At 57.2% G+C, this 26,294-nt stretch carries 28 protein-coding genes, 1 pseudogene and 1 other annotated feature; of the genes and pseudogenes, 19 read left to right on the top strand and 10 right to left on the bottom strand.

Features of this window, described 5'->3' with window-relative positions; translation table 11 throughout:
• Positions 1–243: 243 nt before the first annotated feature.
• Positions 244–492 carry a DUF2498 family protein gene (locus tag MKZ79_RS03770; RefSeq protein WP_336140258.1) on the top strand — a complete coding sequence of 83 codons (249 nt, stop codon included), beginning with the start codon at positions 244–246 and terminating at the stop codon, positions 490–492.
• Between the two features lie 27 nt (positions 493–519).
• Here MKZ79_RS03770 and sohB read toward each other — a convergent pair whose 3' ends face one another.
• On the bottom strand, positions 520–1,569 hold the full coding sequence (sohB, locus tag MKZ79_RS03765; protein WP_336140257.1) for a protease SohB: 1,050 nt from the start codon (positions 1,567–1,569) through the stop codon (positions 520–522).
• Positions 1,570–1,769: 200 nt separating this feature from the next.
• Between sohB and MKZ79_RS03760 the strand changes: the two genes are divergently transcribed.
• Both MKZ79_RS03760 and cobO read left to right on the top strand, forming a co-directional pair.
• Positions 1,770–2,525 carry a YciK family oxidoreductase gene (locus MKZ79_RS03760; protein WP_336140256.1) on the top strand — a complete coding sequence of 252 codons (756 nt, stop codon included), beginning with the start codon at positions 1,770–1,772 and terminating at the stop codon, positions 2,523–2,525.
• Entirely contained in the window at positions 2,525–3,115 is a 591-nt protein-coding gene (gene cobO, locus MKZ79_RS03755; RefSeq protein ID WP_336140255.1) for a cob(I)yrinic acid a,c-diamide adenosyltransferase, read from the top strand. Before MKZ79_RS03760 ends, cobO begins: the two co-directional genes overlap by 1 nt.
• Before the next feature lie 39 nt (positions 3,116–3,154).
• Here cobO and rluB read toward each other — a convergent pair whose 3' ends face one another.
• Positions 3,155–4,021 carry a 23S rRNA pseudouridine(2605) synthase RluB gene (rluB, locus tag MKZ79_RS03750; protein ID WP_336140254.1) on the bottom strand — a complete coding sequence of 289 codons (867 nt, stop codon included), beginning with the start codon at positions 4,019–4,021 and terminating at the stop codon, positions 3,155–3,157.
• Between the two features lie 857 nt (positions 4,022–4,878).
• Between rluB and MKZ79_RS03745 the strand changes: the two genes are divergently transcribed.
• Positions 4,879–5,502 (top strand): serine protease, encoded by a 624-nt coding sequence (locus MKZ79_RS03745; protein ID WP_336140253.1) that lies wholly within the window; start codon positions 4,879–4,881, stop codon positions 5,500–5,502.
• Positions 5,503–5,591: 89 nt separating this feature from the next.
• Here MKZ79_RS03745 and MKZ79_RS03740 read toward each other — a convergent pair whose 3' ends face one another.
• Positions 5,592–6,212 carry an L-threonylcarbamoyladenylate synthase gene (locus MKZ79_RS03740; protein WP_336140251.1) on the bottom strand — a complete coding sequence of 207 codons (621 nt, stop codon included), beginning with the start codon at positions 6,210–6,212 and terminating at the stop codon, positions 5,592–5,594.
• A 37-nt stretch (positions 6,213–6,249) separates the two neighbouring features.
• A complete protein-coding gene (gene rnm / locus MKZ79_RS03735; RefSeq protein ID WP_336140250.1) occupies positions 6,250–7,113 on the bottom strand; it encodes an RNase RNM in 864 nt (287 codons plus the stop codon).
• 152 nt (positions 7,114–7,265) lie between these two features.
• Positions 7,266–7,364: a sequence feature (Trp leader region), on the top strand.
• A gap of 24 nt (positions 7,365–7,388) precedes the next feature.
• Between rnm and MKZ79_RS03730 the strand changes: the two genes are divergently transcribed.
• The 5 genes and pseudogenes from MKZ79_RS03730 to trpA all read left to right on the top strand — a co-directional run bounded on the left by MKZ79_RS03730 (position 7,389) and on the right by trpA (position 13,941).
• Complete coding sequence (locus MKZ79_RS03730; protein ID WP_336140249.1) at positions 7,389–8,948, top strand: anthranilate synthase component 1; 1,560 nt, start codon at positions 7,389–7,391, stop codon at positions 8,946–8,948.
• Positions 8,948–10,538 (top strand): annotated as a pseudogene (trpD, locus tag MKZ79_RS03725) (bifunctional anthranilate synthase glutamate amidotransferase component TrpG/anthranilate phosphoribosyltransferase TrpD). The gene MKZ79_RS03730 and the pseudogene trpD overlap by 1 nt, the downstream one beginning before the upstream one ends.
• A gap of 1 nt (position 10,539) precedes the next feature.
• The gene (trpCF, locus tag MKZ79_RS03720; RefSeq protein WP_336140248.1) at positions 10,540–11,898 is read left to right on the top strand and encodes a bifunctional indole-3-glycerol-phosphate synthase TrpC/phosphoribosylanthranilate isomerase TrpF; all 1,359 of its coding nucleotides are present in this window, start codon (positions 10,540–10,542) and stop codon (positions 11,896–11,898) included.
• Between the two features lie 46 nt (positions 11,899–11,944).
• Positions 11,945–13,135: a tryptophan synthase subunit beta gene (gene trpB / locus MKZ79_RS03715; protein WP_336140247.1), complete on the top strand. Its 1,191-nt coding sequence runs from the start codon at positions 11,945–11,947 to the stop codon at positions 13,133–13,135.
• On the top strand, positions 13,135–13,941 hold the full coding sequence (trpA, locus tag MKZ79_RS03710; protein ID WP_336140246.1) for a tryptophan synthase subunit alpha: 807 nt from the start codon (positions 13,135–13,137) through the stop codon (positions 13,939–13,941). Before trpB ends, trpA begins: the two co-directional genes overlap by 1 nt.
• A gap of 36 nt (positions 13,942–13,977) precedes the next feature.
• Here the strand turns inward: trpA and MKZ79_RS03705 are convergent, their stop codons facing one another.
• The 3 genes from MKZ79_RS03705 to MKZ79_RS03695 are packed head-to-tail and all read right to left on the bottom strand — an operon-like array spanning position 13,978 to position 16,868.
• On the bottom strand, positions 13,978–15,270 hold the full coding sequence (locus MKZ79_RS03705; RefSeq protein WP_336140245.1) for an NAD(P)/FAD-dependent oxidoreductase: 1,293 nt from the start codon (positions 15,268–15,270) through the stop codon (positions 13,978–13,980).
• A 14-nt stretch (positions 15,271–15,284) separates the two neighbouring features.
• Positions 15,285–15,707, bottom strand: coding sequence for a Rid family hydrolase (locus tag MKZ79_RS03700; protein WP_336140244.1), 423 nt, complete (start codon positions 15,705–15,707; stop codon positions 15,285–15,287).
• A gap of 21 nt (positions 15,708–15,728) precedes the next feature.
• Positions 15,729–16,868, bottom strand: coding sequence for a tyramine oxidase subunit B (locus MKZ79_RS03695; protein WP_336140243.1), 1,140 nt, complete (start codon positions 16,866–16,868; stop codon positions 15,729–15,731).
• A gap of 166 nt (positions 16,869–17,034) precedes the next feature.
• Here MKZ79_RS03695 and MKZ79_RS03690 point away from each other — a divergent pair, with 166 nt between their 5' ends.
• The 3 genes from MKZ79_RS03690 to MKZ79_RS03680 all read left to right on the top strand — a co-directional run bounded on the left by MKZ79_RS03690 (position 17,035) and on the right by MKZ79_RS03680 (position 19,835).
• Positions 17,035–17,847: an AraC family transcriptional regulator gene (locus MKZ79_RS03690; protein WP_336140242.1), complete on the top strand. Its 813-nt coding sequence runs from the start codon at positions 17,035–17,037 to the stop codon at positions 17,845–17,847.
• A 135-nt stretch (positions 17,848–17,982) separates the two neighbouring features.
• Complete coding sequence (locus MKZ79_RS03685; RefSeq protein WP_336140241.1) at positions 17,983–19,371, top strand: APC family permease; 1,389 nt, start codon at positions 17,983–17,985, stop codon at positions 19,369–19,371.
• A 149-nt stretch (positions 19,372–19,520) separates the two neighbouring features.
• Entirely contained in the window at positions 19,521–19,835 is a 315-nt protein-coding gene (locus MKZ79_RS03680; protein ID WP_336140240.1) for a BON domain-containing protein, read from the top strand.
• A gap of 65 nt (positions 19,836–19,900) precedes the next feature.
• Here MKZ79_RS03680 and ompW read toward each other — a convergent pair whose 3' ends face one another.
• Positions 19,901–20,536 carry an outer membrane protein OmpW gene (ompW, locus tag MKZ79_RS03675; protein ID WP_336140239.1) on the bottom strand — a complete coding sequence of 212 codons (636 nt, stop codon included), beginning with the start codon at positions 20,534–20,536 and terminating at the stop codon, positions 19,901–19,903.
• Between the two features lie 350 nt (positions 20,537–20,886).
• On the opposite strand from ompW, the gene MKZ79_RS03670 reads away from it, so the two are divergent.
• The 3 genes from MKZ79_RS03670 (at position 20,887) to yciA (ending at position 22,678) form a co-directional block, all read left to right on the top strand.
• Positions 20,887–21,612 (top strand): YciC family protein, encoded by a 726-nt coding sequence (locus MKZ79_RS03670; protein WP_336140237.1) that lies wholly within the window; start codon positions 20,887–20,889, stop codon positions 21,610–21,612.
• Between the two features lie 62 nt (positions 21,613–21,674).
• Positions 21,675–22,211: a septation protein A gene (locus MKZ79_RS03665; RefSeq protein ID WP_336140236.1), complete on the top strand. Its 537-nt coding sequence runs from the start codon at positions 21,675–21,677 to the stop codon at positions 22,209–22,211.
• 47 nt (positions 22,212–22,258) lie between these two features.
• Positions 22,259–22,678, top strand: a complete 420-nt coding sequence (gene yciA / locus MKZ79_RS03660; RefSeq protein ID WP_336140235.1) for an acyl-CoA thioester hydrolase YciA — start codon at positions 22,259–22,261, stop codon at positions 22,676–22,678.
• 38 nt (positions 22,679–22,716) lie between these two features.
• On the opposite strand, the gene tonB is transcribed toward yciA, so the two are convergent.
• Positions 22,717–23,460: a TonB system transport protein TonB gene (gene tonB / locus MKZ79_RS03655; protein WP_336140234.1), complete on the bottom strand. Its 744-nt coding sequence runs from the start codon at positions 23,458–23,460 to the stop codon at positions 22,717–22,719.
• 188 nt (positions 23,461–23,648) lie between these two features.
• Between tonB and MKZ79_RS03650 the strand changes: the two genes are divergently transcribed.
• Positions 23,649–23,945, top strand: coding sequence for a YciI family protein (locus MKZ79_RS03650; RefSeq protein WP_336140233.1), 297 nt, complete (start codon positions 23,649–23,651; stop codon positions 23,943–23,945).
• Positions 23,946–23,964: 19 nt separating this feature from the next.
• On the top strand, positions 23,965–24,063 hold the full coding sequence (locus tag MKZ79_RS03645; RefSeq protein ID WP_336140232.1) for a YoaK family small membrane protein: 99 nt from the start codon (positions 23,965–23,967) through the stop codon (positions 24,061–24,063).
• 65 nt (positions 24,064–24,128) lie between these two features.
• Here the strand turns inward: MKZ79_RS03645 and MKZ79_RS03640 are convergent, their stop codons facing one another.
• Entirely contained in the window at positions 24,129–24,302 is a 174-nt protein-coding gene (locus tag MKZ79_RS03640; RefSeq protein ID WP_336140231.1) for a YciY family protein, read from the bottom strand.
• Positions 24,303–24,448: 146 nt separating this feature from the next.
• Here MKZ79_RS03640 and cls point away from each other — a divergent pair, with 146 nt between their 5' ends.
• Positions 24,449–25,909 (top strand): cardiolipin synthase, encoded by a 1,461-nt coding sequence (cls, locus tag MKZ79_RS03635; protein WP_336140230.1) that lies wholly within the window; start codon positions 24,449–24,451, stop codon positions 25,907–25,909.
• A 36-nt stretch (positions 25,910–25,945) separates the two neighbouring features.
• Entirely contained in the window at positions 25,946–26,269 is a 324-nt protein-coding gene (locus MKZ79_RS03630) for an HI1450 family dsDNA-mimic protein (protein WP_336140229.1), read from the top strand.
• The last annotated feature ends 25 nt before the right edge of the window (positions 26,270–26,294 follow it).

The following is a 26,294-nucleotide window of genomic DNA, read 5'->3' as shown; positions in this document are numbered from 1 at the left end:
CTTTTACAACCTGTTAAGCGAAACAATAACAGAGCGTAAAGCCAGTTTTACGCCCGGAACCCGAAACGCCCACACTCTACCTGATAAAATCTGATACGCAACTTAATTAGCATCCGCAAGGGATTTACGCCAGAAAGTCGGAAAAAAGTAGGCTGGCGGGCAAGCCTGCTGCGCCATTGAATTTTTGTTCCGCAGCGGCGTAATATACTGCTCACTTATCGGCTCTATAAAGGAGAGAATTCTGTGAAGCAGACTCAGGCTATCGATAAGGCTGCCCTGTTGCAAAAAGCGAATGAGATGATTGCCGGCCACGAGGATTTTTTCCCCGGCCTGAGCGCCACCGACGTGGAGCAAAAAGGTGAAGTGCTGGTTTTTCGCGGCGACTATTTTCTGGATGAACAGGGATTGCCGGGCGCAAAAAGCACCGTGGTATTTAACGTTTTCAAGTTCTTAGCGACAGAGCTGTCGCCGCTTTACCATCTGCAGGGGTAGCGCCCGTCAAACGGGCGCTGGCGGGATTCAGAGCAGCGGCTTCTCGCCACGCTGCCAGAGACGCAGCAGCAGACGCTCGATGCTTACGCTGGCGCTCTGGGTGAAGCGATCCATCATCTTTTTGCGCCTGACGTAGTGTACCGCGACCACTTCGTGCTCTTTCATCCGATCGATAATCAGGTCGTCGCTGGTGCCGATAGCGTCAATCAGCCCTTTCTCCAGCGCCTGAGTGCCGAACCAGTGCTCGCCGGTGGCCACGCTGTCGATATCCAGCGTTGGGCGCATTTGATGGACGAACTCTTTAAACAGCTGATGCGTTTCGTTGAGATCCTCACGGAATTTTTCGCGGCCCTGCTCGGTGTTTTCGCCGAACAGCGTCAGCGTACGCTTGTACTCGCCCGCCGTATGCAGCTCGACGTCGATTTCGTTGCGCTTCAGCAGGCGATTGAAGTTAGGGATCTGCGCAACCACGCCGATTGAGCCGATAATGGAAAACGGCGCGGCGACGATGCGGTCGGCGACGCAGGCCATCATATAACCGCCGCTGGCGGCCACTTTATCTACCGCCACGGTCAGGCGAATGTTTTTGTCACGCAGTCGCTGCAGCTGTGAAGAGGCCAGGCCGTAGCCATGCACCACGCCGCCTGGGCTTTCCAGTCGCAGCAGGACTTCATCCTGCGGACGGGCCACGGCCATTACCGCCGAGATCTCTTCACGCAGCGAGGCGACTTCATGCGCGTCCATGCTGCCTTTGAAATCCATAACATAAAGCGTGGGCTTGCTTTCGGCTGGCTTAATACCCTGTTTCGCCTCGGCTTTGGCGTTTTTCGCCTCCAGCTTCTCCTTTTTCTTCTGCTCTTTATGCCAGCGTTTTTTATCGTGCGGCTTCATGCCCGCCAGCAACATTTCATCTTTTATCTCCTGGTACGCTTCATTCAGCCGCGTCAGGCGCAGCTGACCGCCCTGAGCGCGTTTGCGCGTGGCCAGATGCGTAATCAAAATAGCGATCGCCGCGATCGCCACCACCACCGTGACCGTCTTGGCCAGAAATAGTCCATAATAAGAGAGTAGTTCCACGCATTCCGCCTTATTTAACATCCAATTAAATCAGTGACCAGTGTAGCCGAGTCGGCGACCGTCGTCGCCCGGAACCGCTACCGGCAAGACGATAATATCGTGCGGACGCCAGGCAGAAAAACGATTTGCTGTTGCGGTCAACGGATTAGCGGCGTTACCCTGTCGCCCTTTCGCATTTAAGCATCACCAGAGGCGTATCAATGGATTATCAACCTGCCAGCAATTTGCTGAACGATCGTATTATTCTCGTCACCGGCGCCAGCGACGGCATTGGTCGCGAGGCTGCTGTCACCTATGCCCGCTATGGCGCTCAGGTGATCCTGCTGGGGCGTAACGCACAAAAGCTGCAAACCGTCGCGGATGAGATCGCCGCAGGCGGCCAAACTGCCCCGCTCGCCTTTACGCTGGATTTGGACAGCGCCACGCCGGAAGCCTGCCGCCAGCTGGCCGATGAGCTTGCCCAACATATCGATCGGCTGGACGGCGTCCTGCATAACGCCGGGCTGCTGGGCGACGTGGTGCCGATGGCGCAGCAGGATCCCGCCGTCTGGCAGCAGGTGATGCGCGTCAACGTTGACGCTACCTTTTTCCTTACCCAGGCGCTGCTGCCGCTGCTGCTGAAGTCGTCGGACGGATCGCTGGTCTTCACCTCTTCCAGCGTTGGCCGTCAGGGCCGCGCGGGCTGGGGCGCTTACTCGGTTTCCAAATTCGCCACCGAAGGCATGATGCAGGTGTTCGCCGAAGAGTATCGCGATCGGCTGCGCGTTAACTGCATCAATCCCGGCGGCACGCGCACCAAAATGCGCGCCAGCGCTTTTCCTCAGGAAAACGCCGACAAGCTGAAGACGCCGGCGGATATCATGCCTGTCTATCTGTATGCAATGGGCGCCGACTGTCGGGAAACGGGTCACAGCTTTGACGCCCAGCCGGGACGTAAAGCGGGGCCAGCGGAATAATGAGCGCCGATCGCCACCAGCAACGTCAGCAAAAGCTGAAAGAGAAAGTGGATGCCCGCATTGCCGCAGCGACCGAAACGCGCGGCATTCTGATGGTCTTTACCGGCAACGGCAAAGGCAAAACTACCGCCGCTTTCGGTACGGCCGCGCGCGCGGTAGGCCATCAAAAGCGCGTGGGCGTGATCCAGTTTATCAAAGGCGAATGGCCTAACGGCGAGCGTAATCTACTGGAGCCGCATGGCGTGGAGTTTCAGGTGATGGCGACAGGTTTTACCTGGGATACGCAAAATCGCGAAACCGATACGGTGGCCTGTCTTGAAGTCTGGCAGCACGGCAAACGGATGCTGGCCGATCCGACGCTGGATCTGGTGGTGCTGGATGAGCTGACCTATATGGTGAGTTTTGACTATCTGCCGCTGGAGGAAGTGGTCGCGGCGCTGCGCCATCGTCCGCCTCATCAGAGCGTGATTATCACCGGACGCGGCTGCCATCGCGAGCTGCTGGATCTGGCGGATACCGTTACCGAAATGCGTCCGCACAAGCATGCTTTTGACGCGGGCATTCAGGCGCAACAGGGTATCGACTGGTAAATGAACGTAAAAAAGGGCGAATCGCTTCGCCCTTACTGATTAACGTTTGCTGGCCGGGCGGCGATTGCCGCTGACCTGAGTGTGGCGCTTGACGGCGCGACGGATCTGGTTCGCCTTGGTGCGACGGCGATCTTTCTCCAGCGCGACTTTGCTGGTGGTTTCCGGCGGCAGTCCAACCAGCTCGCGCAGATAGTTGGTCGGCCCCAGCTCCAGCTCCGTCCAGCCGCCGCGCGGCAGGCCTTTCGGCAGCGTGATGTCGCCGTAGCGGGTACGGATCAGACGACTGACCTGTACGCCAACGGACTCCCACAGACGGCGCACTTCACGGTTGCGTCCCTCGGTCAGCGTTACGCTGTACCACTGGTTGATACCCTCGCCGCCGGTGAACTTTAGCGTTTTAAATGACGCCGGGCCATCTTCCAGCTGCACGCCACGGCTCAGCTGTTTGAGTTTCTCGTCATCTACCTGCCCAAAGACACGCACTGCATATTCCCTTTCCACTTCACGGCTCGGGTGCATCAGGCGGTTAGCCAGCTCGCCATCGGTGGTAAACAGCAGCAGGCCGCAAGTGTTCACATCCAGACGCCCAACGGCGATCCAGCGTGCGCCGCGCAGCTTAGGCAGACGGTCGAATACGGTCGGACGACCTTCGGGATCGTTACGGGTGCAAAGTTCGCCTTCGGGCTTGTAATAAGCCAGCACGCGGCAAACTTCGGTGGTGGATTCCGCTACCGACACCAGGTGGCCGTCGATACGGATTTTCAGTGCTTTGCTCGGCTCTACGCGGTCGCCCAGCGTGGCCATTTTGCCGTCCACGCTGACGCGTCCGGCAGAAATCATGCTTTCAATTTCGCGGCGGGAACCGTGCCCGGCGCGCGCTAAGACTTTCTGTAATTTTTCGCTCATGGCGCTGCCTCTTTGTCGCCTTCCCAGGCGTCATTAAATGAATGGGCCATTACTCAGGAGGCGGGTTTTTGCAACTTCATGCGCGCGATGCCCGCCCCATTTTCAGGGGAAGCGCATTCTACACTAAGTTATCTACTATTGATAACGCTACCGGGCCAATGAACGGGGAAAAGTGTTGTTAAGCAAAAAGCGGGAATGCGGGCCGTCGCCTCTGTCGACCAATCATTTCCCGCGCTTACCAAAGCACGCTTCCTAAGCCAATTTCTTCCACGCGACGCCAGTGACAATTAAGGCAAATGTTACCGTACTATTAAATAATAATATAATAATTTAAGGGAAATTAAAGTTAAGATTATTATTGCCGATACTGCGCCGCCCGCGGGGTTAACCCTGAATAAGGCAAAATTCTGCCCGCGACAGAAGTTGAATCCTTTAAGCAAAATGTTTTCCAAATGTTAAAACCAGACTTTTGCAAAAAGGCAGTGACTAATCGCACGCTAACTCAAATTTACGGTGAAAGGACAAAATGAACCCTTAAATAACAAGCTGAACAATTTTCCAGATTGAGTTAGTTCACTTAATTTCCGCCTTTCATTATTTTTTCTCTGTTTATCTATTTGCCAGATTAATCTGATTGTGTAGAATTCATTCAGGCCAACAAAGAGCCTGCCAAATGAACTGTTAAACAGTCATAACTAAATTTAAGTTAAGTCAGAAATTATTTTTGCAGTAAACATTAGTTTAAAAACATGGGGAGCACGACTCCCTGAATAACGCCGGTTTTAATCGGCATCGGCCTTACACGTCATCAATCTTCACCAGGGATTTTCTGACGTGTCCGACAAAGTGTAACTATCATGAAAAGAATAATGCCTTTAGCGGCGTTGGCTTTGCTGACGCTGACCGGCTGCTCTGTAGGCAAATATGAGTACAGCAGCGAAGCCCTGAAACGTGTCGATATGAACTTTACCGGCATCCCTACCGTTCTGGGCATCGGCTCGCTGGGCACCAGCATTCCGATCACGCCGGAGTATAGCCTCACCGCCGCCCACGTGGCGAAACTCTCCGTGCAGCGCGTTAAGGCTTACCATCCTTACTGCGATCTGGCGATTATCTATCATAAAAACGATATTAAAACCCTGCCGAAATTCCGCGAAGGCGACATTGGCGCACCGGTGAAAATGTACGGCTACAGCTTTATTACCGCCATGCCGGTAGAATCTTCCGGTATCAACCTGGCGCTAACCGGCATTCGCAATGAGTGGAACAAACGCCCCTGCGTGGCGATGGCGTCCAACGCGGGCGTGGTGAAAGGCATGTCGGGCGGCGCGGTGTATAACGGTGACGACACTATCGGCGGTGTTATTGTTGGCTTTACTAACGAAATTAAACGCCACAAAGCTGGCGTACCGTTAAAAGATGTTTCGCTCTATATTCCTTACCAGGACTTTAAAGAGTGGCTACAAAAAACCACGTCCTGATTGAATATTAGTTTTACCTTAAGAAAACACTCAGGCGAAAAATAAATGTTTATTTAAGGCTCGCCCATATATCGGCGAGCCGCGCATTTTTAGAGAAAAGGTTTAACGTCGCCCACGCCTTCGCGTACTACCTGCGGCGTATTTTCGGTTAAATCGATCACCGTTGTAGGCTGCTGTCCCAGGTAGCCGCCATTCAAAATTAAATCGACCTGTTTGCCGATCTCTTCCTGAATCGCTTCCGGATCCGACTCGGTAAAGTCGTTGCCGGGCAGCATCAGCGAGGTGGACATCAACGGCTCGTTCAGCGCTTCCAGCAGCGCCAGCGCCACCGGATTGGAAGGCACGCGCAGGCCAATCGTCTTACGCTTGTCGTTCATCAGACGACGCGGCACTTCTTTAGTCGCTTTCAGAATAAAGGTATAGCTGCCAGGCGTATTGTTTTTCATCAGGCGGAACGCGGTGTTATCCACGTAAGCGTAGGTGGAGAGCTCCGAGAGATCGCGGCAGACCAGCGTAAAATTATGGTCGCTGTCGAGCTGCCTGATGCGGCAGATGCGTTCCATGGCGTTTTTATCCTCCAGCCTGCAGCCCAGCGCGTAGCCGGAGTCGGTAGGATAGACGATAACGGCGCCTTTATTCAGCAGCTCGACGGCCTGCTTGATCAGGCGTGGCTGCGGGTTTTCCGGGTGTATATAAAAAAACTGACTCATTAGTAACCTCTTATCCGTCGCGCGACGGGCGACCGGATTAAATTTCAGGGAAGCGCAGCCAGACGGCTTCCACACCTGCCGGAAGCCATAGCTTTTTTCCCAGCTCTATCCAGGCGCAGGGCTGGTGGAAATCGGAGCCCTGCGACGCGGCCAGCTGGTAATCCTGCGCGTAACGCGCCAGCTGCGTCCGTTCATTGGGCGCCTGCTGACACTGTGCGACCTCCATTGCGTCGCCACCTTCTTCTTTAAAGTGGGCGATCAAACGCTTCAGCCATTTGGCGGAAAGCCCGTAGCGGCCTGGATGGGCCAGCACGGCGCGACCACCGGAATGATGAATGGCATCAATGGCTTGTTTAATTGTACACCACTGCGGCGGCACGTAGCCGGTTTTGCCACGCGCCAGATAATTTTTAAACACCTGCGCCATATTATCGGCTTTGCCCTGAGCAATCAGAAAGCGAGCGAAGTGGCCGCGCGTGATCGCGCCGCCCTCTGCCAGCGCCAGCGCGCCTTCCAGCGCGCCGGGAATGCGCGCTTTCTCCAGCCGTTCGGCGATCAGCTGCGCGCGAGCCATACGGCGATCGCTCTGCTCCTGCAGAAACTGCGTCAGAACCGGATGCTGATTATCCACGCCCAGGCCAACAATGTGAATTTCATGATTTTCCCACAGCGAAGAGACTTCCACGCCGGCAATCAGCCGCAAAGGCAGCTGATGCCGGATAATCGCTTCGCGTGCGGGATCGATGCCGTCGACCGAATCGTGGTCGGTGATGGCGAGTACGCCGACGCGATGCTGCACGGCTCTGAGCACCAGCTCCTCTGGCGTCAGCAGGCCATCCGAAGCGCGGGTATGGCTGTGTAAATCGTAGATGGGCCAGGAAGTGGATGGGGTTGCAGACAAAACGACTCCGGAAAGCGCTAAAAAGGTCGCAGCATGATACCTGTAATCGAAGTTAAGAGAAAAAGAGTATTGACTTTTTCGCGGCGAACCCGTTAACTAGTACGCAAGTTCACTCACTGAGGTAGCGGAAAATGACAATCAAAATGGCAACGAACGGCTGGTGGCGTACTTCTCCCTGAACGGGCGAAGGAGTCGTGCACGCAGCAATCGCTGTAACGCTACCCAGGCCCGCCGCAAGCGGGCTTTTTTTTTAGCTAATTTCGAGAACCGACCTTATGCAAAATCCGTCTACAGTGAAGTTGATTACCGGCGACGCGCCTTACCGTGAGGATCCGGCGGCCCTTTTTCATCAGCTTTGCGGCGCTCGTCCCGCGACGCTGCTGCTGGAATCAGCGGATATCGACAGCAAGCGCAATCTGAAAAGCCTGTTGGTTATCGACAGCGCGCTGCGAATCAAAGCGCTGAACGATACCGTGACTATTCAGGCGCTGTCGGAAAATGGCCGCGCGCTGCTGCCGCTGCTGGACGCCGCGCTGCCCGATACGGTTATCAATACCGTACGCCCCGATGGCCGTGAGCTGCAATTCCCGCAGGAAGCCGCGGTACAGGATGAAGATTCTCGCCTGAAGACGCTGTCGGTCTTCGACGCGCTGCGCCTGATCCCGCATCTGTTGAAAAGCCCGGCGGACGAGCGCGAAGCGATGCTGCTTGGCGGCCTGTTCGCTTACGATCTGGTGGCCGGATTTGAAGATTTACCGCAGCTCTCCCAGGATCAGCGCTGCCCCGATTACTGTTTCTATCTGGCCGAAACCCTACTGGTGATCGACCATCAGAGCCAGCGCGCGCGCCTGCAGGCCAGCCTGTTTACTGCGGCTCCCGGCGAATTTTTGCGCCTGCAGCGCCGTATCGAGCAGCTGCACAGCCAGATGCTGCAGCCTGCGCCAGCTATTCCGGTGCAGCCGCTGGAAACGATGTCGCTGGCGGTCAGCCAGAGCGACGAAGAGTATTGCGCTGTGGTGCGTGAGATGCAGGCGGCCATTCGCAGCGGCGAAATTTTTCAGGTAGTGCCGTCGCGCCGTTTTTCGCTGCCCTGCCCGTCGCCGCTGGCCGCTTACGACACCTTAAAGAACAGCAATCCAAGCCCCTATATGTTCTTTATGCAGGATCAGGATTTCAGCCTGTTCGGCGCCTCGCCGGAGAGCTCGCTGAAATATTCCGCCGCCAGCCGCCAGATTGAAATCTACCCGATTGCCGGTACTCGCCCGCGCGGTCGTCACGCCGATGGCTCGCTGGATCGCGATCTGGACAGCCGCATTGAGCTGGAGATGCGTACCGATCATAAAGAGTTGGCGGAACATCTGATGCTGGTCGATCTGGCGCGCAACGATCTGGCACGCATCTGCGAGCCGGGCAGCCGCTACGTTGCCGATTTAACCAAAGTGGATCGCTACTCTTTTGTGATGCACCTGGTTTCGCGGGTGGTCGGCAAACTGCGTGAGGATCTGGATGTGCTGCACGCCTATCGCGCCTGTATGAATATGGGCACGCTGAGCGGCGCGCCAAAAGTCCGCGCCATGCGGCTGATTGCCGAAGCGGAAGGGACGCGTCGCGGCAGCTACGGCGGCGCGGTCGGTTACTTTACCGCCAGCGGCGATCTGGATACCTGTATCGTGATCCGTTCGGCTTACGTTGAGGACGGCGTTGCTACGGTTCAGGCTGGCGCCGGCGTGGTGCTGGATTCCAACCCGCAGGCGGAAGCCGATGAGAGCCGCAATAAAGCCCGCGCGGTGCTGCGCGCCATCGCCACTGCTCATCACTGCAAGGAGATTTTCTGATGGCTGATATTCTGCTGCTCGACAATATCGACTCTTTTACTTACAACCTCGTCGACCAGTTGCGCGCTTTCGGCCACAACGTGGTGATCTATCGCAACAACGTACCTGCGGACACGCTGATCGCTCGTCTGCAGGAGATGGCGAACCCGGTACTGCTGCTGTCGCCTGGCCCGGGCGCGCCGAAAGATGCGGGCTGTATGCCGGAACTGCTGCAGCGCCTGCGCGGCAAGCTGCCGATTATCGGCATCTGCCTGGGCCATCAGGCGATTGTTGAAGCCTATGGCGGCCACGTCGGCCAGGCAGGCGAAATCCTGCATGGTAAAGCCTCTGCCATTACCCACGATGAAAGCGGCATGTTCGAAGGTCTGAGCAATCCGCTGCCCGTTGCGCGCTATCACTCGCTGGTCGGCAGCAACGTACCCGCCGATCTGACGGTTAATGCCACTTTTAACGGCATGGTCATGGCGGTGCGTCACGACGCCGACCGCGTCTGCGGCTACCAGTTTCATCCGGAATCGATTCTGACCACGCAGGGCGCGCGCCTGCTCGAACAAACTCTGGCCTGGGCACTGGCGAAATAAGGAGAGCATCATGAACGCTATACTGGAAAAACTTTACCAGGCACAGACCCTGAGCCGCGAAGAGAGCCATCAGCTTTTCTCCGCTATCGTTACCGGCCAGCTGGAACCGACGCAGCTGGCGGGCGCGCTGATCGCCATGAAGATCCGCGGCGAACGCCCTGAAGAGATTGCCGGCGCCGCGACGGCGCTGCTGGCGGACGCCAAACCTTTTCCGCGCCCCGACTATGCCTTTGCCGATATCGTGGGCACCGGCGGCGACGGCAGCAACAGCATCAATATTTCCACCGCCAGCGCCTTTGTGGCGGCGGCCTGCGGACTGAAAGTCGCCAAGCACGGCAACCGCAGCGTTTCCAGTAAATCCGGTTCGTCCGATCTGCTGGCAGCTTTTGGCATCAATCTGGATATGCCCGCTGAAGAGGCACGCCAGGCGCTGGACGATCTCAACGTCTGCTTCCTGTTTGCGCCGCAGTACCATACCGGTTTTCGTCACGCGATGCCTGTTCGTCAGCAGCTGAAAACCCGCACGCTGTTTAACGTGCTCGGCCCGCTGATCAACCCGGCGCGGCCGCCGCTGGCGGTGATTGGCGTTTACAGCCCTGAGCTGGTGCTGCCGATTGCGCAGACGCTGAAAGTACTGGGCTACCAGCGCGCGGCGGTAGTGCATGGCGGCGGAATGGATGAGGTGGCGCTGCACAGCGCGACGCATGTGGCGGAGCTGCGGGACGGTGAAATTACCAGCTATCAGCTGACGCCGGAGGATTTCGGTCTGAGCTTCCATCCTCAGGAAGCCCTGGCGGGCGGCTCGCCGGAAGAAAACCGTGACATTCTGACGCGATTGCTCCAGGGTAAAGGCGAGCAGGCGCACGAAGAGGCAGTCGCCGTTAACGTCGCGCTGCTGCTGAAGATTTTCGGCCATGAGGATTTACGCGAGAACGCCCAAACGGCGCTGAACGCCATCCGCAGCGGCCAGGCTTATGAGCGCGTCGTTGCGCTGGCAGCAAGAGGATAATATGGAAACCGTACTGAGCAAAATCGTTGAGGACAAGGCGATCTGGCTGGCAGAACGTCAGCAGCAGCAGCCGCTGGCTTCGTTTCAGAACCAGATCGAGCCGGCCAGCCGCAGCTTTTATCACGCGCTGTCGGGCGCCAGAACCGTATTTATTCTGGAATGCAAAAAGGCTTCGCCCTCCAAAGGGCTGATTCGGGAAGATTTCGATCCGGCTACCATCGCAGGCGTCTATAAAGATCACGCTTCCGCCGTATCGGTGTTAACCGATGAGAAATATTTTCAGGGCAGCTTCGATTTCCTGCCCATCGTCAGCGCGGCCATTACCCAGCCTGTGCTGTGCAAAGATTTTATTATCGATCCCTATCAGATCTATCTGGCGCGCTACTATCAGGCGGACGCTATCCTGCTGATGCTTTCGGTGGTGAACGACGAGCAGTATCGCCAGCTGGCCGCGGTAGCGCACAGCCTGAATATGGGCGTGCTGACTGAAGTGATCAGCGATGAAGAGCTGGAGCGCGCCACCGCGCTGGGCGCGAAGGTGATCGGTATCAATAACCGCGATCTGCGCGATCTCTCTATCGATCTCGACCGCACTCGTCGCCTGGCGCCGAAGGTGGCGCATGGCGTAACGGTCATCAGCGAGTCCGGCATCAACAGCTACGCCCAGGTGCGCGAGCTGAGCCATTTCGCCAACGGCTTTCTGATTGGTTCCGCGCTGATGTCGGAAGCGGATCTTTCCGCCGCCGTACGCCGCGTGGTGATTGGCGATAACAAGGTGTGCGGACTAACCCGCGCCGAAGATGCGCAGAGCGCGTTGCTGGCAGGCGCAGTTTACGGCGGGCTGATATTCGCCGAAGGTTCGCCGCGTAAAGTCAGCGCTGAACAGGCAAAAGTGGTAATGGCCGGTGCTGCGCTAAAGTATGTTGGCGTGTTCCGCAACAGCGCCATCAGTGACGTTGTCACGCTTAGTAATAAGCTGGGGCTTTATGCCGTTCAGCTGCACGGCGACGAAGATAAAGAGTATGTAGCTGAGTTACGCCGCCAGCTGCCTGAGGAAGTGAAAATCTGGAAGGCGTTCAGCATTCAATCCGCGCTGCCCGCGCGCGACTGGCCACATGTCGATCGCTATGTCTTCGACAGCGGCAACGGTGGCAGCGGTGTCCAGTTTGACTGGTCGCTGCTGAAAGACCAACAGCTGGATAATGTCCTGCTGGCAGGCGGCCTGGGCGCCGACAACTGCGTCAGCGCCGCTCAGCTCGGCTGCGCCGGTCTGGACTTTAATTCCGGCGTGGAAAGCGCGCCCGGCGTGAAAGACGCGGACAAGATTGCCTCAGTGTTCCGTACCCTGAGAGCCTACTGATCTTCTGGCGTCGCCGCGGCGGCGCAATTGCGAAAAGAGAAGCGATATGACCTTATTGAATCCCTATTTTGGCGAATTTGGCGGTATGTATGTGCCGCAGATCCTGATGCCTGCGCTGCAGCAGCTGGAAGAAGCTTTCGTCAGCGCCCAGCGCGATCCCGAATTCCAGGCGGAGTTTATCGGCCTGCTGAAAAACTACGCTGGCCGTCCTACGGCGCTGACGCTGTGCAAAAACCTCACTAAAGGCACCAAAACCAAACTCTATCTCAAGCGTGAGGATCTGCTGCACGGCGGCGCGCACAAAACCAACCAGGTGCTGGGCCAGGCGCTGCTGGCTAAGCGTATGGGCAAAACTGAAATCATCGCGGAAACCGGCGCGGGCCAGCACGGCGTCGCTTCGGCGCTCGCCAGCGCCCTGCTCGGCCTGAAGTGCCGCATCTATATGGGCGCAAAGGATATTGAGCGCCAGTCGCCGAACGTTTTCCGTATGAAGCTGATGGGCGCGGAAGTGATTCCCGTGCACAGCGGCTCCGCCACGCTGAAAGATGCCTGTAACGAGGCGCTGCGCGACTGGTCAGGCAGCTACGAGAACGCCCACTATATGTTGGGCACGGCTGCAGGCCCGCATCCTTTCCCGACCATAGTGCGTGAGTTCCAGCGCATGATCGGCGAAGAGACTAAAGTGCAGATTCAGGAGCAGGAAGGTCGTCTGCCGGACGCCGTTATCGCCTGCGTGGGCGGCGGCTCCAACGCCATCGGCATGTTCGCCGACTTTATTGATGAAGCCTCCGTGGGTCTGATCGGCGTCGAGCCTGCCGGGCACGGCATTGAAACCGGCGAGCACGGCGCGCCGCTTAAACATGGTCGCGTCGGCATCTACTTCGGTATGAAAGCGCCGATGATGCAGACGGAAGACGGTCAGATCGAGGAGTCCTACTCAATTTCCGCCGGGCTGGATTTCCCTTCAGTGGGGCCGCAGCATGCGCACCTTAACAGCATCGGCCGCGCCGACTATGTTTCCATCACCGATGACGAAGCGATGGAAGCCTTTAAAACGCTCTGCCGCAGCGAAGGCATTATTCCCGCGCTGGAATCCTCCCACGCGCTGGCACACGCGCTGAAAATGATGCGCGCCGCGCCGGATAAAGAGCAGCTGCTGGTGGTCAACCTTTCCGGCCGCGGCGATAAAGATATTTTTACCGTTCACGATATTCTGACAGCTAAGGGAGAGATCTGATGGAACGCTATGACCAGCTTTTTCAGCGCCTGAAAGCGCGTAACGAAGGCGCTTTTGTTCCTTTCGTTACGCTGGGCGATCCCACGCCGGAGCTTTCCCTGCAGATTATTGATGCGCTGATCGCGGGCGGTGCCGACGCGCTGGAGTTAGGTATTCCTTTCTCCGATCCGCTGGCGGATGGCCCGACCATTCAGAACGCCACGCTGCGCGCCTTTGCCGCTGGCGTAACGCCCGCGCACTGCTTCGAGCTGCTGGCCGCCGTGCGCCAGAAGTACCCGGAAATCCCGATCGGCCTGTTGATGTACGCCAATCTGGTCTTTTCCAACGGCATCGATGACTTCTACGCGCGCTGTCAGGAAGCGGGCGTCGATTCTGTCCTGGTAGCGGACGTGCCGGTGGAAGAGTCCGCTCCGTTCCGCCAGTCGGCGATGCGTCATAACGTCGCGCCGATTTTTATCTGTCCGCCTAACGCCAGCGACGATCTGCTCCGTGAGCTGGCCTCGCACGGGCGCGGCTATATCTATCTGCTTTCCCGCGCAGGCGTGACCGGCACGGAAAGCCGCGGCGTCAGCCACTCGCTGCAGCATCTGGTCGAAAAGCTGACCGAATATCACGCCGTACCGTCGCTGCAGGGCTTTGGCATCTCGGAACCAGCCCAGGTGAAAGAAGCGCTGGCGGCTGGCGCAGCCGGCGCAATTTCCGGCTCCGCTATCGTGAAAATCATTGAGCGCCACCATAATGAACCGGCCACTATGCTGGCCGAGCTGGAAGCTTTCGTGGCGAAGCTGAAGGCCGCCACGCGTTAATTCTCCATCCTGAAGCCCTGCCGTTCCGGCAGGGTTCTAAAAACGCGAAAATCGCCAGGGGGTCGGATCGACAAGCGGCGTGCTACCGCAAAGCAGATCCGCCGCCAGTTCGCCAGCCGCGGGCGAAGTGCCGAAACCATGTCCGGAAAATCCCGTCGCCAGCATCAGGCCCGGCAGCGCTTCAACCGGCCCGATAACCGGCATCGAGTCCGGTGTAACGTCAATAATGCCCGCCCAGGCTTCCGCCACTTCCGCCTGATTAAAGACGGGCCAGGCGGCGCGCAGGTTGCCGAGCGCCTCGTTGTTCAGCGTCGGGTTGGCTTGCGGATCGAGCGTGCGCACGCGTTCAAAGGGCGTTTTCTGCGTTGTCCGCCAGCGCCGGGATAGCGCCAGATCCTGTATAAAATAGCGGCCTATCGAGATTCGCAGGTTGTCGCGCGCGTGGCGCAGCTGCGGCAAATAGCCTGCGCCAATTAGCAGATGATCCAGCGTCAGCGGCGCGTCCAGCGCGCCCCGCTGCGTGACGATAAAGCCGCCGTCCTGATGCTTGCGGAACGAAAAATCCGGCGCGCCCACGGCGACCTCCGTCGGCCCGTTCATCGGTTTGGTGCGCAGCACCGAGCAAATCAGCGGCAGCGTTGGCAGCTTTATATTCAGGTTTCCCAGAAAACGGCGCGACCAGGCGCCCGCCGCCAGCAGCACCTGTTCGCAGCGAATTTCGCCGCATTCGGTCACCACGCCGTCGATTCTGCCATTGCGGGTCGTTACGCCTCGCACCGCGCACCGTTCAATAATCACCGCGCCTTTCGCTATTGCGGCTTTGGCAATGGCGCTGGCGGCAAGCGTCGGCTCGGCGCGGCCATCCGATGGCGTATAGATGCCGCCTGCCCACTTTCCTTCTCCGCCCGGCGCCAGACGGCCGATTTCGGTATGACTCAGCAGGCGCGTATCCAGTCCGCTCGCGCTGACGCCGTTCAGCCAGCTTTCATGCTGCGCCATCTGCGCCTCGCTGCGGGCGACGAACATGATGCCAGCCTGTCGATAGCCAACCTCGCTACCGACCCGCCTGGCCATGCCCGCCCATAGCCGATCCGCTGCCTGGGCCAGCGGAAGATCCTCGGCCGCGCGGCTGGTCTTCCTGACCCAACCGAGGTTGCGTGAAGATTGCTCGCCCGCGAGTCGGCCTTTTTCCAGCAGCACGACCGGAATATTGCGTTCCGCCAGCGTCAAGGCGGCGGTCAGCCCGACAATCCCGCCGCCGATAATCACCACCGTGGTGGCCGACGGCCTCTCTGCTGACGTGTGAACCGCTGTAATAACTGGTGCCATCTTTTGCTCCCGGACTATAGCGCAACGTTAAGGGTTTGCACTTCGGCTTTGCCTGCGCCGCGGTAGGCCGTCACTTCCAGTTCCACCTTGTAGGCCATAGAGCCAAGCGGCGGACAGGTGACGGTAGAAGCCGGATCCACGCCGCGAAACTTTTCGCCGATAATCGCCATCACCGTCGGCACATCCTCAGGCGACTGGATAAAAACACGCGAGCACACCACGTCCTGCAGCGAGGCGTCGACGGCGGCCAGCGCTGCGGCAATATTGCTGAAGACCTGTAGCATCTGCTCACGAAGATCTCCCGGAATGGCCTTTGTCTGCGGATTACGGCCTGCGGTGTTCGAAACAAAAATCCAGTTGTCGATCGCCACCAGCCGCGAGTAGCTGGCCTGCTCTTCAAAAGGCGAGCCGGTTTTTACCTTGATCAAAGTGGTCATCTCTTTTCCTTGTGCAGTTGACTAGCTAAGCGCGGGTGCTTCCCACAGATTAAGGTTCAGCCCAATGCCTTGTTTCAGCGCGTTGCGATAAATCACGGTGCCCCAGGCGACGTCTTCCACCGGCATGCCGCCGACAGACATAATGATGATTTCATCGTCATGTTGACGACCCGGTGCCTCACCCGCCACGATTTTGCCGATATCCTCCAGCTGGCTCGCCGCAAGTTTGCCTTCGGCGACCATGTCCATAAAGCGCACGCCAATAACCGGAATAGTGCGGTGGGCCGGTTTAGGCACTTCCTCGAACCACGCCTGATAAAGGCCTGTGTTATCCAGCACCTTGCGCACGTCGTTCCGCTCCATTCCCGCGTCGAGGCTGCATGCCGCTGGCATAGCCAGAAAAGCGCCGGGCTTCACCCATTCGCGTTTTACCAGCGGATAAGCCTGCGGATCGCCCACTTCGCCAGAGCTGCAATAGGTGACGATATCGGCGCCGCGCACCACCTCTTCCAGACTTTCCACAACCCTGATGCGTGTGATTTGCGGCAGAGTTTCCTGCACCCAGGTCAGAAACTGGTCCAGGCTACGCTGGCCGCGTCCTTTTACCTGAAGCGTATCGATTTGCGGGCAGACGGCCATAAAAGCCGCCAGCGCCGTTTTGCCCATGACGCCCGGCCCCAACAGGCCAACCACGCGCGAATCCTTGCGCGCCAGATGACGGGCACCCACGCCAGGCACCGCGCCCGTGCGGTAGGCCGAAAGGAGATTGGCGGACATATGGGCCAGCGGCGCGCCGCTGTCGGCATCGTTGAGCGTGAACATCAAAATGGAGCGCGGCAGGCCTTTTTCGCGATTGGCGATATTGGAGCCGTACCACTTCACGCCCGCCGTGCGAAAGCTGCCGCCAAGGTAAGCGGGCATTGCCATCAGCCGACGATCGGCGGTGGGTTTGGGCATGGCCGGGAACGGCGAGTTTTCCGGGAAGGTCACCATCGCGCCGTGCGAGTCGTTATTGGCGCCTGCCATACGGTAATCACCGTGCCAGAGCAGGCCAAACATCTCCTCCATCGTGTCGACGCAGGCGGCCATATCGGTTACGCCAGCGCGGATCATGTCCGGCTCGGAAAGATAGAGAAAATCGATCCGGGTGTTCTCAGTCATCGTGATGCCCCTTTCAGTTATCAGGAGAAGCGCTAAAGCGTCAGCCCGCGCCGTCGCTAACAGAAATAGCCCGCGCCGCAGTTGGCTGTATTGAAGATTTGCGACACGCGCCGTGGCACAGGCTTTGCATTGCCCTTTTCATCCTGATTGGTTTGCGGAGCCCGCTATGTCTGAAATAACCCGTTTGCAGCCGGAACAGCCCTGGTTTGTGCTTAACGCGGCGAAGCACTACTCGCTTATCGCTTCAGAAAATCCGGCGATTTCACACTTTTACAGCTTTGAAGTGGCCTCTTCCGCCGAGATGACGCTGGCCATTCCTGACGGCTGCGTGGATATCGTGTTTGACTGCGATCCGCTTAACCCTCGGGCGCGTGTCTGCGGCACCACGCTGGAAGCGCGCGGCGCGGATATGCTGCACAATCATCACTATTTCGGCGTGCGCTTCGCGCCGGGCGTCGTGCCTGATTTTCTCGATGTTATGGCTGAAGAGATCCCCGATCGGGAATTCAGCTTTCTGGAGGCCGTGCCCGGAGCCCGGCTGGCCTTCGAGCAGATTGTGCAGGCGGAGACTTTTCCTCGCCGGATCGCGCTGTTTAACGCCGCTTTTACCATGCGGCTGGCGCGAAAAGCCTCGCCGGCGACACAGCTGTCGATCCACGCCATGCGGCAGCGCAAAGGCAATATTCGCGTCGACCAGCTGGCGGCGCTGACCGGCTATACCTGCCGCACCCTTCAGCGGCAGTTTCGCCAGGATACCGGGCTTTCGCCGAAGGCTTTCAGCCGGATCCTGCGCTGCCAGTCCGCGCTTGGCGCCATGCACCGCAGCGGCTGCTCTTCCAGCGATCTGGCTTTCGATTTGGGCTTTAGCGATCAGTCCCATTTTCTGCGGGAGTTCAAACGTTTTGTCAGCACCACGCCCTGTGACTTCCAGCGGCGCCTCGCCCATGACGCCTGGTCCCATCGGCTGCGCTATCACTGAGCACCAGCGCGGTGCACCGCTGCACCGCTGCCCTGTCCGATTTTTTCTATCCGCCGTCGCCCCGCCGGGAAATGATGCCGCTACCCGCTCGGGCTCTCCCCCGAGCTTCTTCACTCTTCTGGTAAGGTGCTGGCGATGAATGATGAAACCGGTTTGCGTAAAAATAGTCTGGGCTTGTTTTCTCTGATCTTCTTCGTGGTCGCCGCCGCTTCGCCGCTTACCGGCGTGGTCGGCGGTCTGCCGGTGGCGATTATTTCCGGCAACGGCGGCGGTATCCCCGTATTTTATCTGTTGAGCTGCGCCATCCTGCTGCTGTTTGCGGTGGGATTTATCGCCATGAGCCGCTACGTCAGCAACGCTGGCGCTTTCTATACCTATATTTCCGCCGGACTGGGCGAAAACTGGGGCGCATCGGCCTCCGTGGTGGCGCTGACGGCCTACTTTGCGATCCAGATCGCGATTATTGCAATGCTCGGTTTTTTTACGCAGCTTTTCCTTACGGCGCATCTGCAGGTTGCTGTGCCCTGGTGGGCGCTGAGCATGCTGTTTGCGCTGGCCGCCTGGATACTGAGTATTAAACGCGTCGAGGTTGGCGGCAAAGTGCTTGGCGTGCTGATGGTGGCGGAGGTAGCCATCGTGCTGTTGACGGACGTCATGCTGCTGATTAAAAAAGCTGGCCCCTATAATTTTCACTCTTTCGATCCCGCGCTGTTTACGCAGGGCAACCTCGGCATCGCTTTTATTTTTACTATCGCCGCTTTTATCGGCTTTGAGTCTACCGCCATCTATGCTGAGGAGTGCCGCGATCCGCATAAGACCGTACCTCGCGCCACGATCTGCGCGCTGCTGCTGATCGCCGGCTTTTTCTGCTTTACCAGCTGGGCGCTGGTGCAGGCATACGGTTTCGATCGCATTGTGGCTATCGCCAGCGCAGATCCTGGTAATTTCGTCTTTACCCTCACCCGTCAATATGTCGGTCAATGGGCGGTGGAAACGATGTCCGTGTTGCTGATCACCAGCCTGTTTGCCGCGACGCTGGCTTTTCACAACAATATTTCACGCTATCTCTTCAGCATCAGTCGCGACGGGCTTATCTGGAAAGAGCTGTGTAAAACCCATCCTACCAACGGCACGCCGCATAATGCCAGTCATCTTCACAGCGTCATTACGCTTCTGCTGCTGGCAGGCCTGGGCAGCGCCGGGCTGGATCCGATGACACATATTTTCGCCATCGGCTCCGCTGTTGCCACGCTGTGCATTTTGATTCTGCAGCTGGGCGTTTCCGCCGCGGTTATCTTTTTCTTCCGCCGCCAGCAGGCGTGCAGCAGCCAGTTCCGGGTATTCTGGGCGCCGCTGGCCTCCATGTTTTGCATGGGCGTGACTATTATTTTAGTGATTAATAACCTGCAATCGCTGAGCGGCAGCGATGCTGAAGGCGTTAAGCTAATTCCCTGGCTGATCGCCGCCTGTGCCCTTATTGGCTATGGGCTGTCGCTAAAGCGCGGCGTCAGGGCCGGTGCCTGATCCCGTGCGCTTTGGACGCACGTCGAAATAAGTAAGCTGCTCTTTTTCAGCCTCTTTGTGGCAAATTCACCGCCTAAAGCTACGCTTCTTTTACAGAGCGAATCTGTAATCACGGCTCAGGCCATTTGCAAATCACAGGGAGATCGATCATGAAGCTGTTTAAAATGCTGGCGGGTATGGTTATCGCAGCCGTTGTGGCTGTGTCAGTCAGCGCGTGCGCGCCGACGGCGAAGCAGGAAGGTACTGGCGGCTATATTGATGACACCGTTATTACCACGAAGGTTAAAACACAGCTGCTGAATGACGAAGCGCTGAAATCGCGTGAAATCAACGTAGAAACCTTTAAAGGTCGTGTGCAGCTGAGTGGTTTTGTCAGCTCCGCGCAGATGGCGAGCCGTGCCGTGCAGGTGACCCGCAGCGTGAAAGGCGTGAAGTCGGTAGTGAATAATATGCAGATTAAATAACGCCCGCTGTTTTACCGACAAAAAGGCGCAGATGATGCGCCTTTTTGCTGTCCGGATTCTGGCTATCAGAAGCGGTAGCCTGCGCCGAAGAAGAAGACGAATGGATTAATATGGGTGTCGATGCTCTGGCGACCTGCACCCGCGGCATCGAAGCGCACTTTGGTATTGATATCCATGTACCACAGCGAGGCGTTCAGCATCCACTCCGGCGTCAGCTGATAGTCCAGCCCCACCTGACCCGCCACGCCCCAGCTGTTTTTCACGCTCAGGTTGCTCAGGCCGGCGTCGCGCCCGGTCTGATTGAAATCGGTATCGTAAAACATGGTGTAATTGACGCCAATGCCGGCATAAGGCTGTAGCTTGCTGTTGTTACCCATAAAGTACCACTGCGCCATCAGCGTTGGCGGCAGCTGACGTACGGTAGCCAGCGTGCCGGTAGAAGCCAGGCCGACTTTATGACGAAACGGCGTGGCGCCAAGCAGCTCAACGCCGACGTGATCGGTCAGCATATAGGTAAAGGTCAGCCCCAGCTGTGTGTTATTGCTGACGTCGAATTCGCCTAACCCTAATACGTTATCCGAGCCGCCGGTTGGGCGAACGGTCGCGGATCCCGCGCGCATAAAAAAATCGCCGGCCTGATGAGCTGAAGCGACAACTGGCGCGCAGGCCGCAACCAGCAAGGCCAATACTGAAATTTTCATAACCACTCCTTTGTCCACAGAAAGATGCGCAAAATTGTTAACAATATTTTTAACGCGTTGATTTTACCTTTATATTCATAAAGATCATCTAAACCGGAACGGGAAAAAGCGTAAGTTGACTTAAACTTGATCTAAATCAATTTAGTAATTATTTCATTAAGAAAAATAACGATTAAAATTGATCTGCTGCGTTTTTTTTACACAAAAAAGAGTATGGGTCGACCACTGCCGTAACGACCGGTGCAAAGCGACCAGCGGGCAAAGCGAAAGTTGTGTAAGCCAGGGTGCCAGGTTGGCTTAAGACCATGTACAATCGCCGGATCGCTAAATTCGGCTCTCAAGGAGTGTACATGTCATTCACGGCGGCTTCGTTATACCGTGACACGGGAAATTTCTTTCGCCATCAGTTCATGACTATCGTTCTGATCGCGCTGTTGACCTCTTTTATTACGGTGCTGATCGGCCATGCGCTGACGCCCGATATCTCTGCGCTGGCAGACGGCAATAGCGGCTCCATGAGCCTGATGGAGTGGATCCGCACCATGACGCCGGAACAGCAGCAGGTCCTGCTGCACGCTTCCGCCGCCGGCACGCTGGCTTCGCTGGTCGGCAATACGCTGCTGCTTGGTGCGATGCTCAGCCTGATCCCGATGGTTTCCGCAGGCGAACGCGTGAGCGCCCTGCGCGCTATCGGCGTTTCCGCGCCGCTGCTGCTGCGTCTGCTGCCGCTGGTGTTTTTCCTGACGCTGATTATCCAGCTAGGCTTTATGGCGCTGATGGCGCCCGGCATTATTTTCGCGATTGTTCTGTCGCTGTCGCCGATGATTCTCACCTCGGAAAAAGTCGGCATTTTCGCCTCAATGCGCGCCAGTGCGCGGCTGGTCTGGGGACACGTCAAAGTCGTGGCGCCCGCTATCGTGGTTTGGTTACTGGCTAAACTGCTGGTGGTGCTGATGGCTTCTTCGCTGACCGTCCTGCCCGCCAATGTCACCTCCGTGCTGCTGAACGCGCTGAGCAATATCGTTTCGGCGCTGCTGATCATCTATCTTAGCCGCCTGTATATGCTGTTACGTTAATCAGCCGCTGCGCGCCCTGTCGGCGCGCAGCCGATATTTTGTTCTGATAACCGGAAGCCTTTATGAAGCAGTTACTCGATTTCCTTCCTCTCGTGGTCTTTTTCGTTTTCTACAAGCTGTACGATATTTTCGTCGCTTCCGGCGCGCTGATCGTCGCCACCGCGCTGGCAATGGTCGCCAGCTGGCTGCTGTACCGCAAGCTGGAGAAGATGACTATCGTCACTTTTGTGCTGGTGGCCGTTTTCGGCACGCTGACGCTGGTTTTCCATAACGATGAATTTATCAAATGGAAAGTCACGGTAATCTACACGCTGTTCGCTGCGGCGCTGCTCTACAGCCAGTTCTGGATGAAGCAGACGCTAATCCAGAGCATGTTGGGCAAAGAGCTGACGCTGCCGGGAGCCGCCTGGCGCCGGCTGAACGTTGCCTGGGCGATCTTCTTTCTTGCCTGCGGCCTGGCCAATATTTATGTTGCGTTTTGGCTGCCGCAGGATATCTGGGTTAACTTTAAGGTGTTCGGCCTGACCGGCCTGACGCTGGTGTTTACCCTGCTTAGCGGCGTCTATATCTATCGCCTGATGCCGCAGGAAGAGAAATAATTCAGCGCCCGATACGATCATGACCTTTTTATTCTGGAAGCAAAACAATGAGCGATGAACAACGCCTCCCGCAGGGCGAGATGGTGCTGCGTACTCTGGCTATGCCTGCGGATACCAACGCCAACGGCGATATTTTCGGCGGCTGGCTGATGTCGCAAATGGATATGGGTGGCGCCATTCTGGCGAAAGAGATCGCCGGCGGCCGTGTGGTAACGGTCAGAGTGGACGGCATGACCTTTCTGAAACCGGTCGCGGTTGGCGACGTGGTCAGCTGTCACGCTCGCTGTATTCGCACCGGCAGCAGCTCAATCACGATTAATGTGGAAGTCTGGATTAAAAAGGTTTCTTCAGAGCCGATTGGCCAGCGCTACTGCACTACGGAAGCGGTCTTTATCTACGTTGCCGTGGACAGCGAAGGCAAAGCGCGCCCGCTTCCGCCAGAGAAAAGTCATTTCAGCGAAGCCTAAGCAGGCAGACAAACGGGAGCATAATCGCTCCCGTTTTTTTATTCGATGCTGCTGCCGCCATTGATTTTAAAGACGATGTTCATCTTCAAATGCTTCCCTGGCTTGCCCGCCTCGTATCGCCATTTGCGCACGGCGGTTTTTACCTCGCGTTCAAACATATTGCGCGGTTCAGCTTCGATAATGCGCAGATTATCCACCTTGCCTGTGGCGTCGATATCAAACTGAATACGAACGTGGCCTTCAATGCGTAAAGCCTGCGCACGAGCAGGATAGCCCGGCTTACCTATGCTCAGCGCTTTCGGCCCTGTTGACACAGCTGTTGACGGCGCGGAAGAGGTTTTTGGCGCGGTGGAAGATTTTGCGGCCGTCGCCGTGCGATCGTTATTCAGCGGCGCGGCCTGACGCGGTTCCTCGCGAGGCTTCACCTCTTTCTTCGGCTTGACCACTTCCTTTTTCGGCTTAGGTTTGGGCTTTGGCTTCGGCACGGGTTTTGGAATCGGCACCGGCTCTGCCTTCGGCGGCTCAGGCGCCGGAACGGGTTCCGGTTCCGGCTCTGGTTGCGCCACCGGCTCCGGCGCGGGTTGCGCTACGGCCTGTGGCTCAGGCTGCACTTCCGGCGCGACCAGAGAGACGCTGATCGGCTGTGACGCTTTCGGCACTTCCACTCTTTGGTGAAAAGAGGCATACAGTATCCCGCCGATCGCCACGGCGTGCAGCCCTACAGAGAGTAAGGTCGGGAGCGAAATTCGGCGAGGAAGAGAAGTTTCTGTCAGCGTCGTCATAATCTTTCTGCGATAAAAGTTGAGGCGTAAGTTTAAATGCAAATAGCAATCAGTTTCAACAACTCGCCTCCTTTCCGACAGGATTTTGTCAGAAAACGGATGATGACCGCCCAGGCATCTTTCATTTGCAGAAAATTCAACGATGACTTAACGTGATCGCCAACTATTAGCGATCGACAGGAGTTAACGTGCTCTACGTAATTTATGCAGAAGATAACGCGGATTCACTGGAAAAGCGTCAGTCGGTGCGGCCCGCGCACGTGGCGCGTTTGCAGCTGTTGCAGGATGAGGGTCGTCTGATCGTCGCCGGGCCGATGCCGGCGGTTGACAGCAATGAACCCGGCGCGGCGGGCTTTTCCGGCTCCACCATTATCGCCGAATTTCCGTCGCTGGAAGAGGCGCAGTCTTGGGCGCAGGACGATCCTTATATCGCCGCTGGCGTTTATAAGCAGGTCGCAGTTAAGCCCTTTAAACGAACCTTTTAATCCCGTTTCCGGAAATCTGATGAAAATTGGCTATCTTTTCCCGGCTGCGGTCGGCATAGCGGGCGCCACGCTGCTGGTCTGGTTTATCGCCAGCGGCGCATGGATGCCGGGAGCCTGAGCCATAACGCCCTGAAAAGCGGTAAAAAAATACCCGGCGTCAGACCGGGTATTTTATTAACTGGCTTAAACCTGTTGGGTAATAAACAGAATAGAACGGCGCTGCTGCTGGCTCAGCTGATGGCGGATAGCGTGCATACGCCCATAACGTCTGCCCTGACCTTCCAGCCAGCGCGCGCGGCGGCGCTGAATTTGACGCGACATGCGCCAGCGTGCGACTTCATTTCTACTCCGTCTCATACTACCCTCTTTGCTTGCCAAAACTCGCGCCGCATTATAGAGATTTCTCCCCTCACGCCAAGTCCGATGACTTGAGGAAAAGGTTTCGCCCGCTCCGTTCTGCACGTAAACTCTTGTAATCAGAGGTGAACGAGACTTTCGCTCTTATGACGACTTTTTATACTTTAATTAGCTGGTTGCTGCTGTTCGGTTACTGGTTACTGATTGCCGGGATCACGCTGCGCATTCTGATGAAGCGGCGCGCGGTGCCTTCCGCGATGGCCTGGCTGCTGATTATTTATATTCTGCCTCTGGTGGGTATCGTTGCCTATCTCTCTTTTGGCGAGCTGCATTTGGGGAAACGTCGCGCCGAGCGCGCCCGCACCATGTGGCCTTCCACCGCCAAATGGCTGAACGATCTCAAATCCTGCCACGCCATTTTCGCCCACGATAATAGCGACGTGGCGCGTTCACTGTTTCAGCTTTGTGAAAACCGTCAGGGCATCGCTGGCGTAAAAGGCAATCAGCTGCAGCTGCTGACCTCCACGGACGACACGATGCAGGCGCTGATCCGCGATATTCAGCTGGCCCGTCATAATATCGAGATGGTGTTCTATATCTGGCAGCCTGGCGGCATGGCGGATGAAGTAGCGGAAGTGCTGATGGCGGCGGCGCGGCGCGGCGTTCACTGTCGGCTGATGCTGGATTCCGCCGGCAGCGTGCAGTTTTTCCGTAGCGACTGGCCTGCAATGATGCGTAACGCCGGTATCGACGTGGTGGAGTCGTTAAAGGTCAGCCTGCTGCGCGTATTTTTGCGGCGGATGGATCTGCGCCAGCATCGCAAAGTGGTACTGATCGACAACTATATCGCCTATACCGGCAGCATGAACCTGGTCGATCCCCGCTATTTCAAGCAGGATGCGGGCGTTGGTCAGTGGGTCGATCTCATGGCGCGCATGGAAGGCCCGGTGGCGACCACCATGGGCATTATCTACTCCTGCGACTGGGAGATTGAAACCGGCAAGCGCATTCTTCCGCCGCCGCCGGACGGCACCATCATGCCCTTTGAGCAGGAGAGCGGCCATACCATTCAGGTGATCGCTTCAGGGCCGGGCTTTCCGGAGGATTTGATCCACCAGGCGCTGCTGACCGCCGTTTACTCAGCGCGCGAGCAGCTGATTATGACCACGCCCTATTTCGTGCCCAGCGACGATTTGCTGCATGCGATTTGCACGGCGGCGCAGCGCGGCGTCGAAGTCAGTATTATCGTGCCAAGACACAATGATTCGCTGCTGGTAGGCTGGGCGAGCCGCGCCTTTTTCGCGGAGCTGCTGCAAGCGGGCGTCAGAATTTACCAGTTTGAAGGCGGCCTGCTGCATACCAAAAGCGTGCTGGTGGACGGGCAGCTTAGCCTGGTCGGCACGGTGAATCTGGATATGCGCAGCCTGTGGCTGAATTTTGAAATCACACTGGTGATTGACGACGACGGTTTCGGCAGCGACCTGGCGCACGTACAGGACGACTATATCGCCCGTTCGCGGCTGCTGGATGCCCGCCAGTGGTCGCGTCGCGCCTGGTGGCAGCGGATTGTTGAACGACTGTTTTACTTCTTCAGTCCGTTGCTGTAAAACGGGCGGGATTATGCGCGCATTATGGGAAATTTTATGGATTTGAATAACCGCCTTACCGAAGATGAAACCCTGGAGCAGGCCTACGATATTTTTCTGGAGCTGGCGGGTGATAATCTCGATCCGGCCGATATCCTGCTGTTCAATCTGCAGTTCGAAGAGCGCGGCGGTGCGGAGCTGCATGATCCGGCAGAAGACTGGGCGGAGCATGTGGATTTCGATCTGAATCCCGATTTCTTCGCCGAGGTTGTCATCGGCCTGGGTGAAAGCGAGGAAGATCCGGTTACCGATATTTTCGCCCGCGTGCTGCTGTGTCGTGAAAAAGACCACAAGCTCTGCCATATCCTGTGGCGTGAATAGCTGAATAAACCGCAGCGCCCGGCTG

Source organism: Erwinia sp. CGal63 (assembly GCF_037026505.1).
Taxonomy (GTDB): domain Bacteria; phylum Pseudomonadota; class Gammaproteobacteria; order Enterobacterales; family Enterobacteriaceae; genus Erwinia.
Note: the sequence above shows the minus strand (reverse complement) of the source record. Positions and strands in the feature narration are given on the sequence as shown.

Bases quoted from the DNA above. Each gene is read 5' to 3' on its own strand.
- MKZ79_RS03685 (WP_336140241.1), top strand. From the start codon at position 17,983: ATGAATGATGAAACCGGTTTGCGTAAAAATAGTCTGGGCTTGTTTTCT.
- trpA (WP_336140246.1), top strand. From the start codon at position 13,135: ATGGAACGCTATGACCAGCTTTTTCAGCGCCTGAAAGCGCGTAACGAA.
- MKZ79_RS03700 (WP_336140244.1), bottom strand. From the start codon at position 15,707: ATGACCACTTTGATCAAGGTAAAAACCGGCTCGCCTTTTGAAGAGCAG.
- MKZ79_RS03695 (WP_336140243.1), bottom strand. From the start codon at position 16,868: ATGACTGAGAACACCCGGATCGATTTTCTCTATCTTTCCGAGCCGGAC.
- rluB (WP_336140254.1), bottom strand. From the start codon at position 4,021: ATGAGCGAAAAATTACAGAAAGTCTTAGCGCGCGCCGGGCACGGTTCC.
- MKZ79_RS03760 (WP_336140256.1), top strand. From the start codon at position 1,770: ATGGATTATCAACCTGCCAGCAATTTGCTGAACGATCGTATTATTCTC.
- tonB (WP_336140234.1), bottom strand. From the start codon at position 23,460: ATGACGACGCTGACAGAAACTTCTCTTCCTCGCCGAATTTCGCTCCCG.
- MKZ79_RS03730 (WP_336140249.1), top strand. From the start codon at position 7,389: ATGCAAAATCCGTCTACAGTGAAGTTGATTACCGGCGACGCGCCTTAC.
- MKZ79_RS03745 (WP_336140253.1), top strand. From the start codon at position 4,879: ATGAAAAGAATAATGCCTTTAGCGGCGTTGGCTTTGCTGACGCTGACC.
- cls (WP_336140230.1), top strand. From the start codon at position 24,449: ATGACGACTTTTTATACTTTAATTAGCTGGTTGCTGCTGTTCGGTTAC.
- MKZ79_RS03640 (WP_336140231.1), bottom strand. From the start codon at position 24,302: ATGAGACGGAGTAGAAATGAAGTCGCACGCTGGCGCATGTCGCGTCAA.
- MKZ79_RS03630 (WP_336140229.1), top strand. From the start codon at position 25,946: ATGGATTTGAATAACCGCCTTACCGAAGATGAAACCCTGGAGCAGGCC.
- MKZ79_RS03670 (WP_336140237.1), top strand. From the start codon at position 20,887: ATGTCATTCACGGCGGCTTCGTTATACCGTGACACGGGAAATTTCTTT.
- cobO (WP_336140255.1), top strand. From the start codon at position 2,525: ATGAGCGCCGATCGCCACCAGCAACGTCAGCAAAAGCTGAAAGAGAAA.
- MKZ79_RS03705 (WP_336140245.1), bottom strand. From the start codon at position 15,270: ATGGCACCAGTTATTACAGCGGTTCACACGTCAGCAGAGAGGCCGTCG.
- ompW (WP_336140239.1), bottom strand. From the start codon at position 20,536: ATGAAAATTTCAGTATTGGCCTTGCTGGTTGCGGCCTGCGCGCCAGTT.
- yciA (WP_336140235.1), top strand. From the start codon at position 22,259: ATGAGCGATGAACAACGCCTCCCGCAGGGCGAGATGGTGCTGCGTACT.
- trpCF (WP_336140248.1), top strand. From the start codon at position 10,540: ATGGAAACCGTACTGAGCAAAATCGTTGAGGACAAGGCGATCTGGCTG.
- MKZ79_RS03645 (WP_336140232.1), top strand. From the start codon at position 23,965: ATGAAAATTGGCTATCTTTTCCCGGCTGCGGTCGGCATAGCGGGCGCC.
- MKZ79_RS03680 (WP_336140240.1), top strand. From the start codon at position 19,521: ATGAAGCTGTTTAAAATGCTGGCGGGTATGGTTATCGCAGCCGTTGTG.
- MKZ79_RS03740 (WP_336140251.1), bottom strand. From the start codon at position 6,212: ATGAGTCAGTTTTTTTATATACACCCGGAAAACCCGCAGCCACGCCTG.
- trpB (WP_336140247.1), top strand. From the start codon at position 11,945: ATGACCTTATTGAATCCCTATTTTGGCGAATTTGGCGGTATGTATGTG.
- MKZ79_RS03690 (WP_336140242.1), top strand. From the start codon at position 17,035: ATGTCTGAAATAACCCGTTTGCAGCCGGAACAGCCCTGGTTTGTGCTT.
- MKZ79_RS03665 (WP_336140236.1), top strand. From the start codon at position 21,675: ATGAAGCAGTTACTCGATTTCCTTCCTCTCGTGGTCTTTTTCGTTTTC.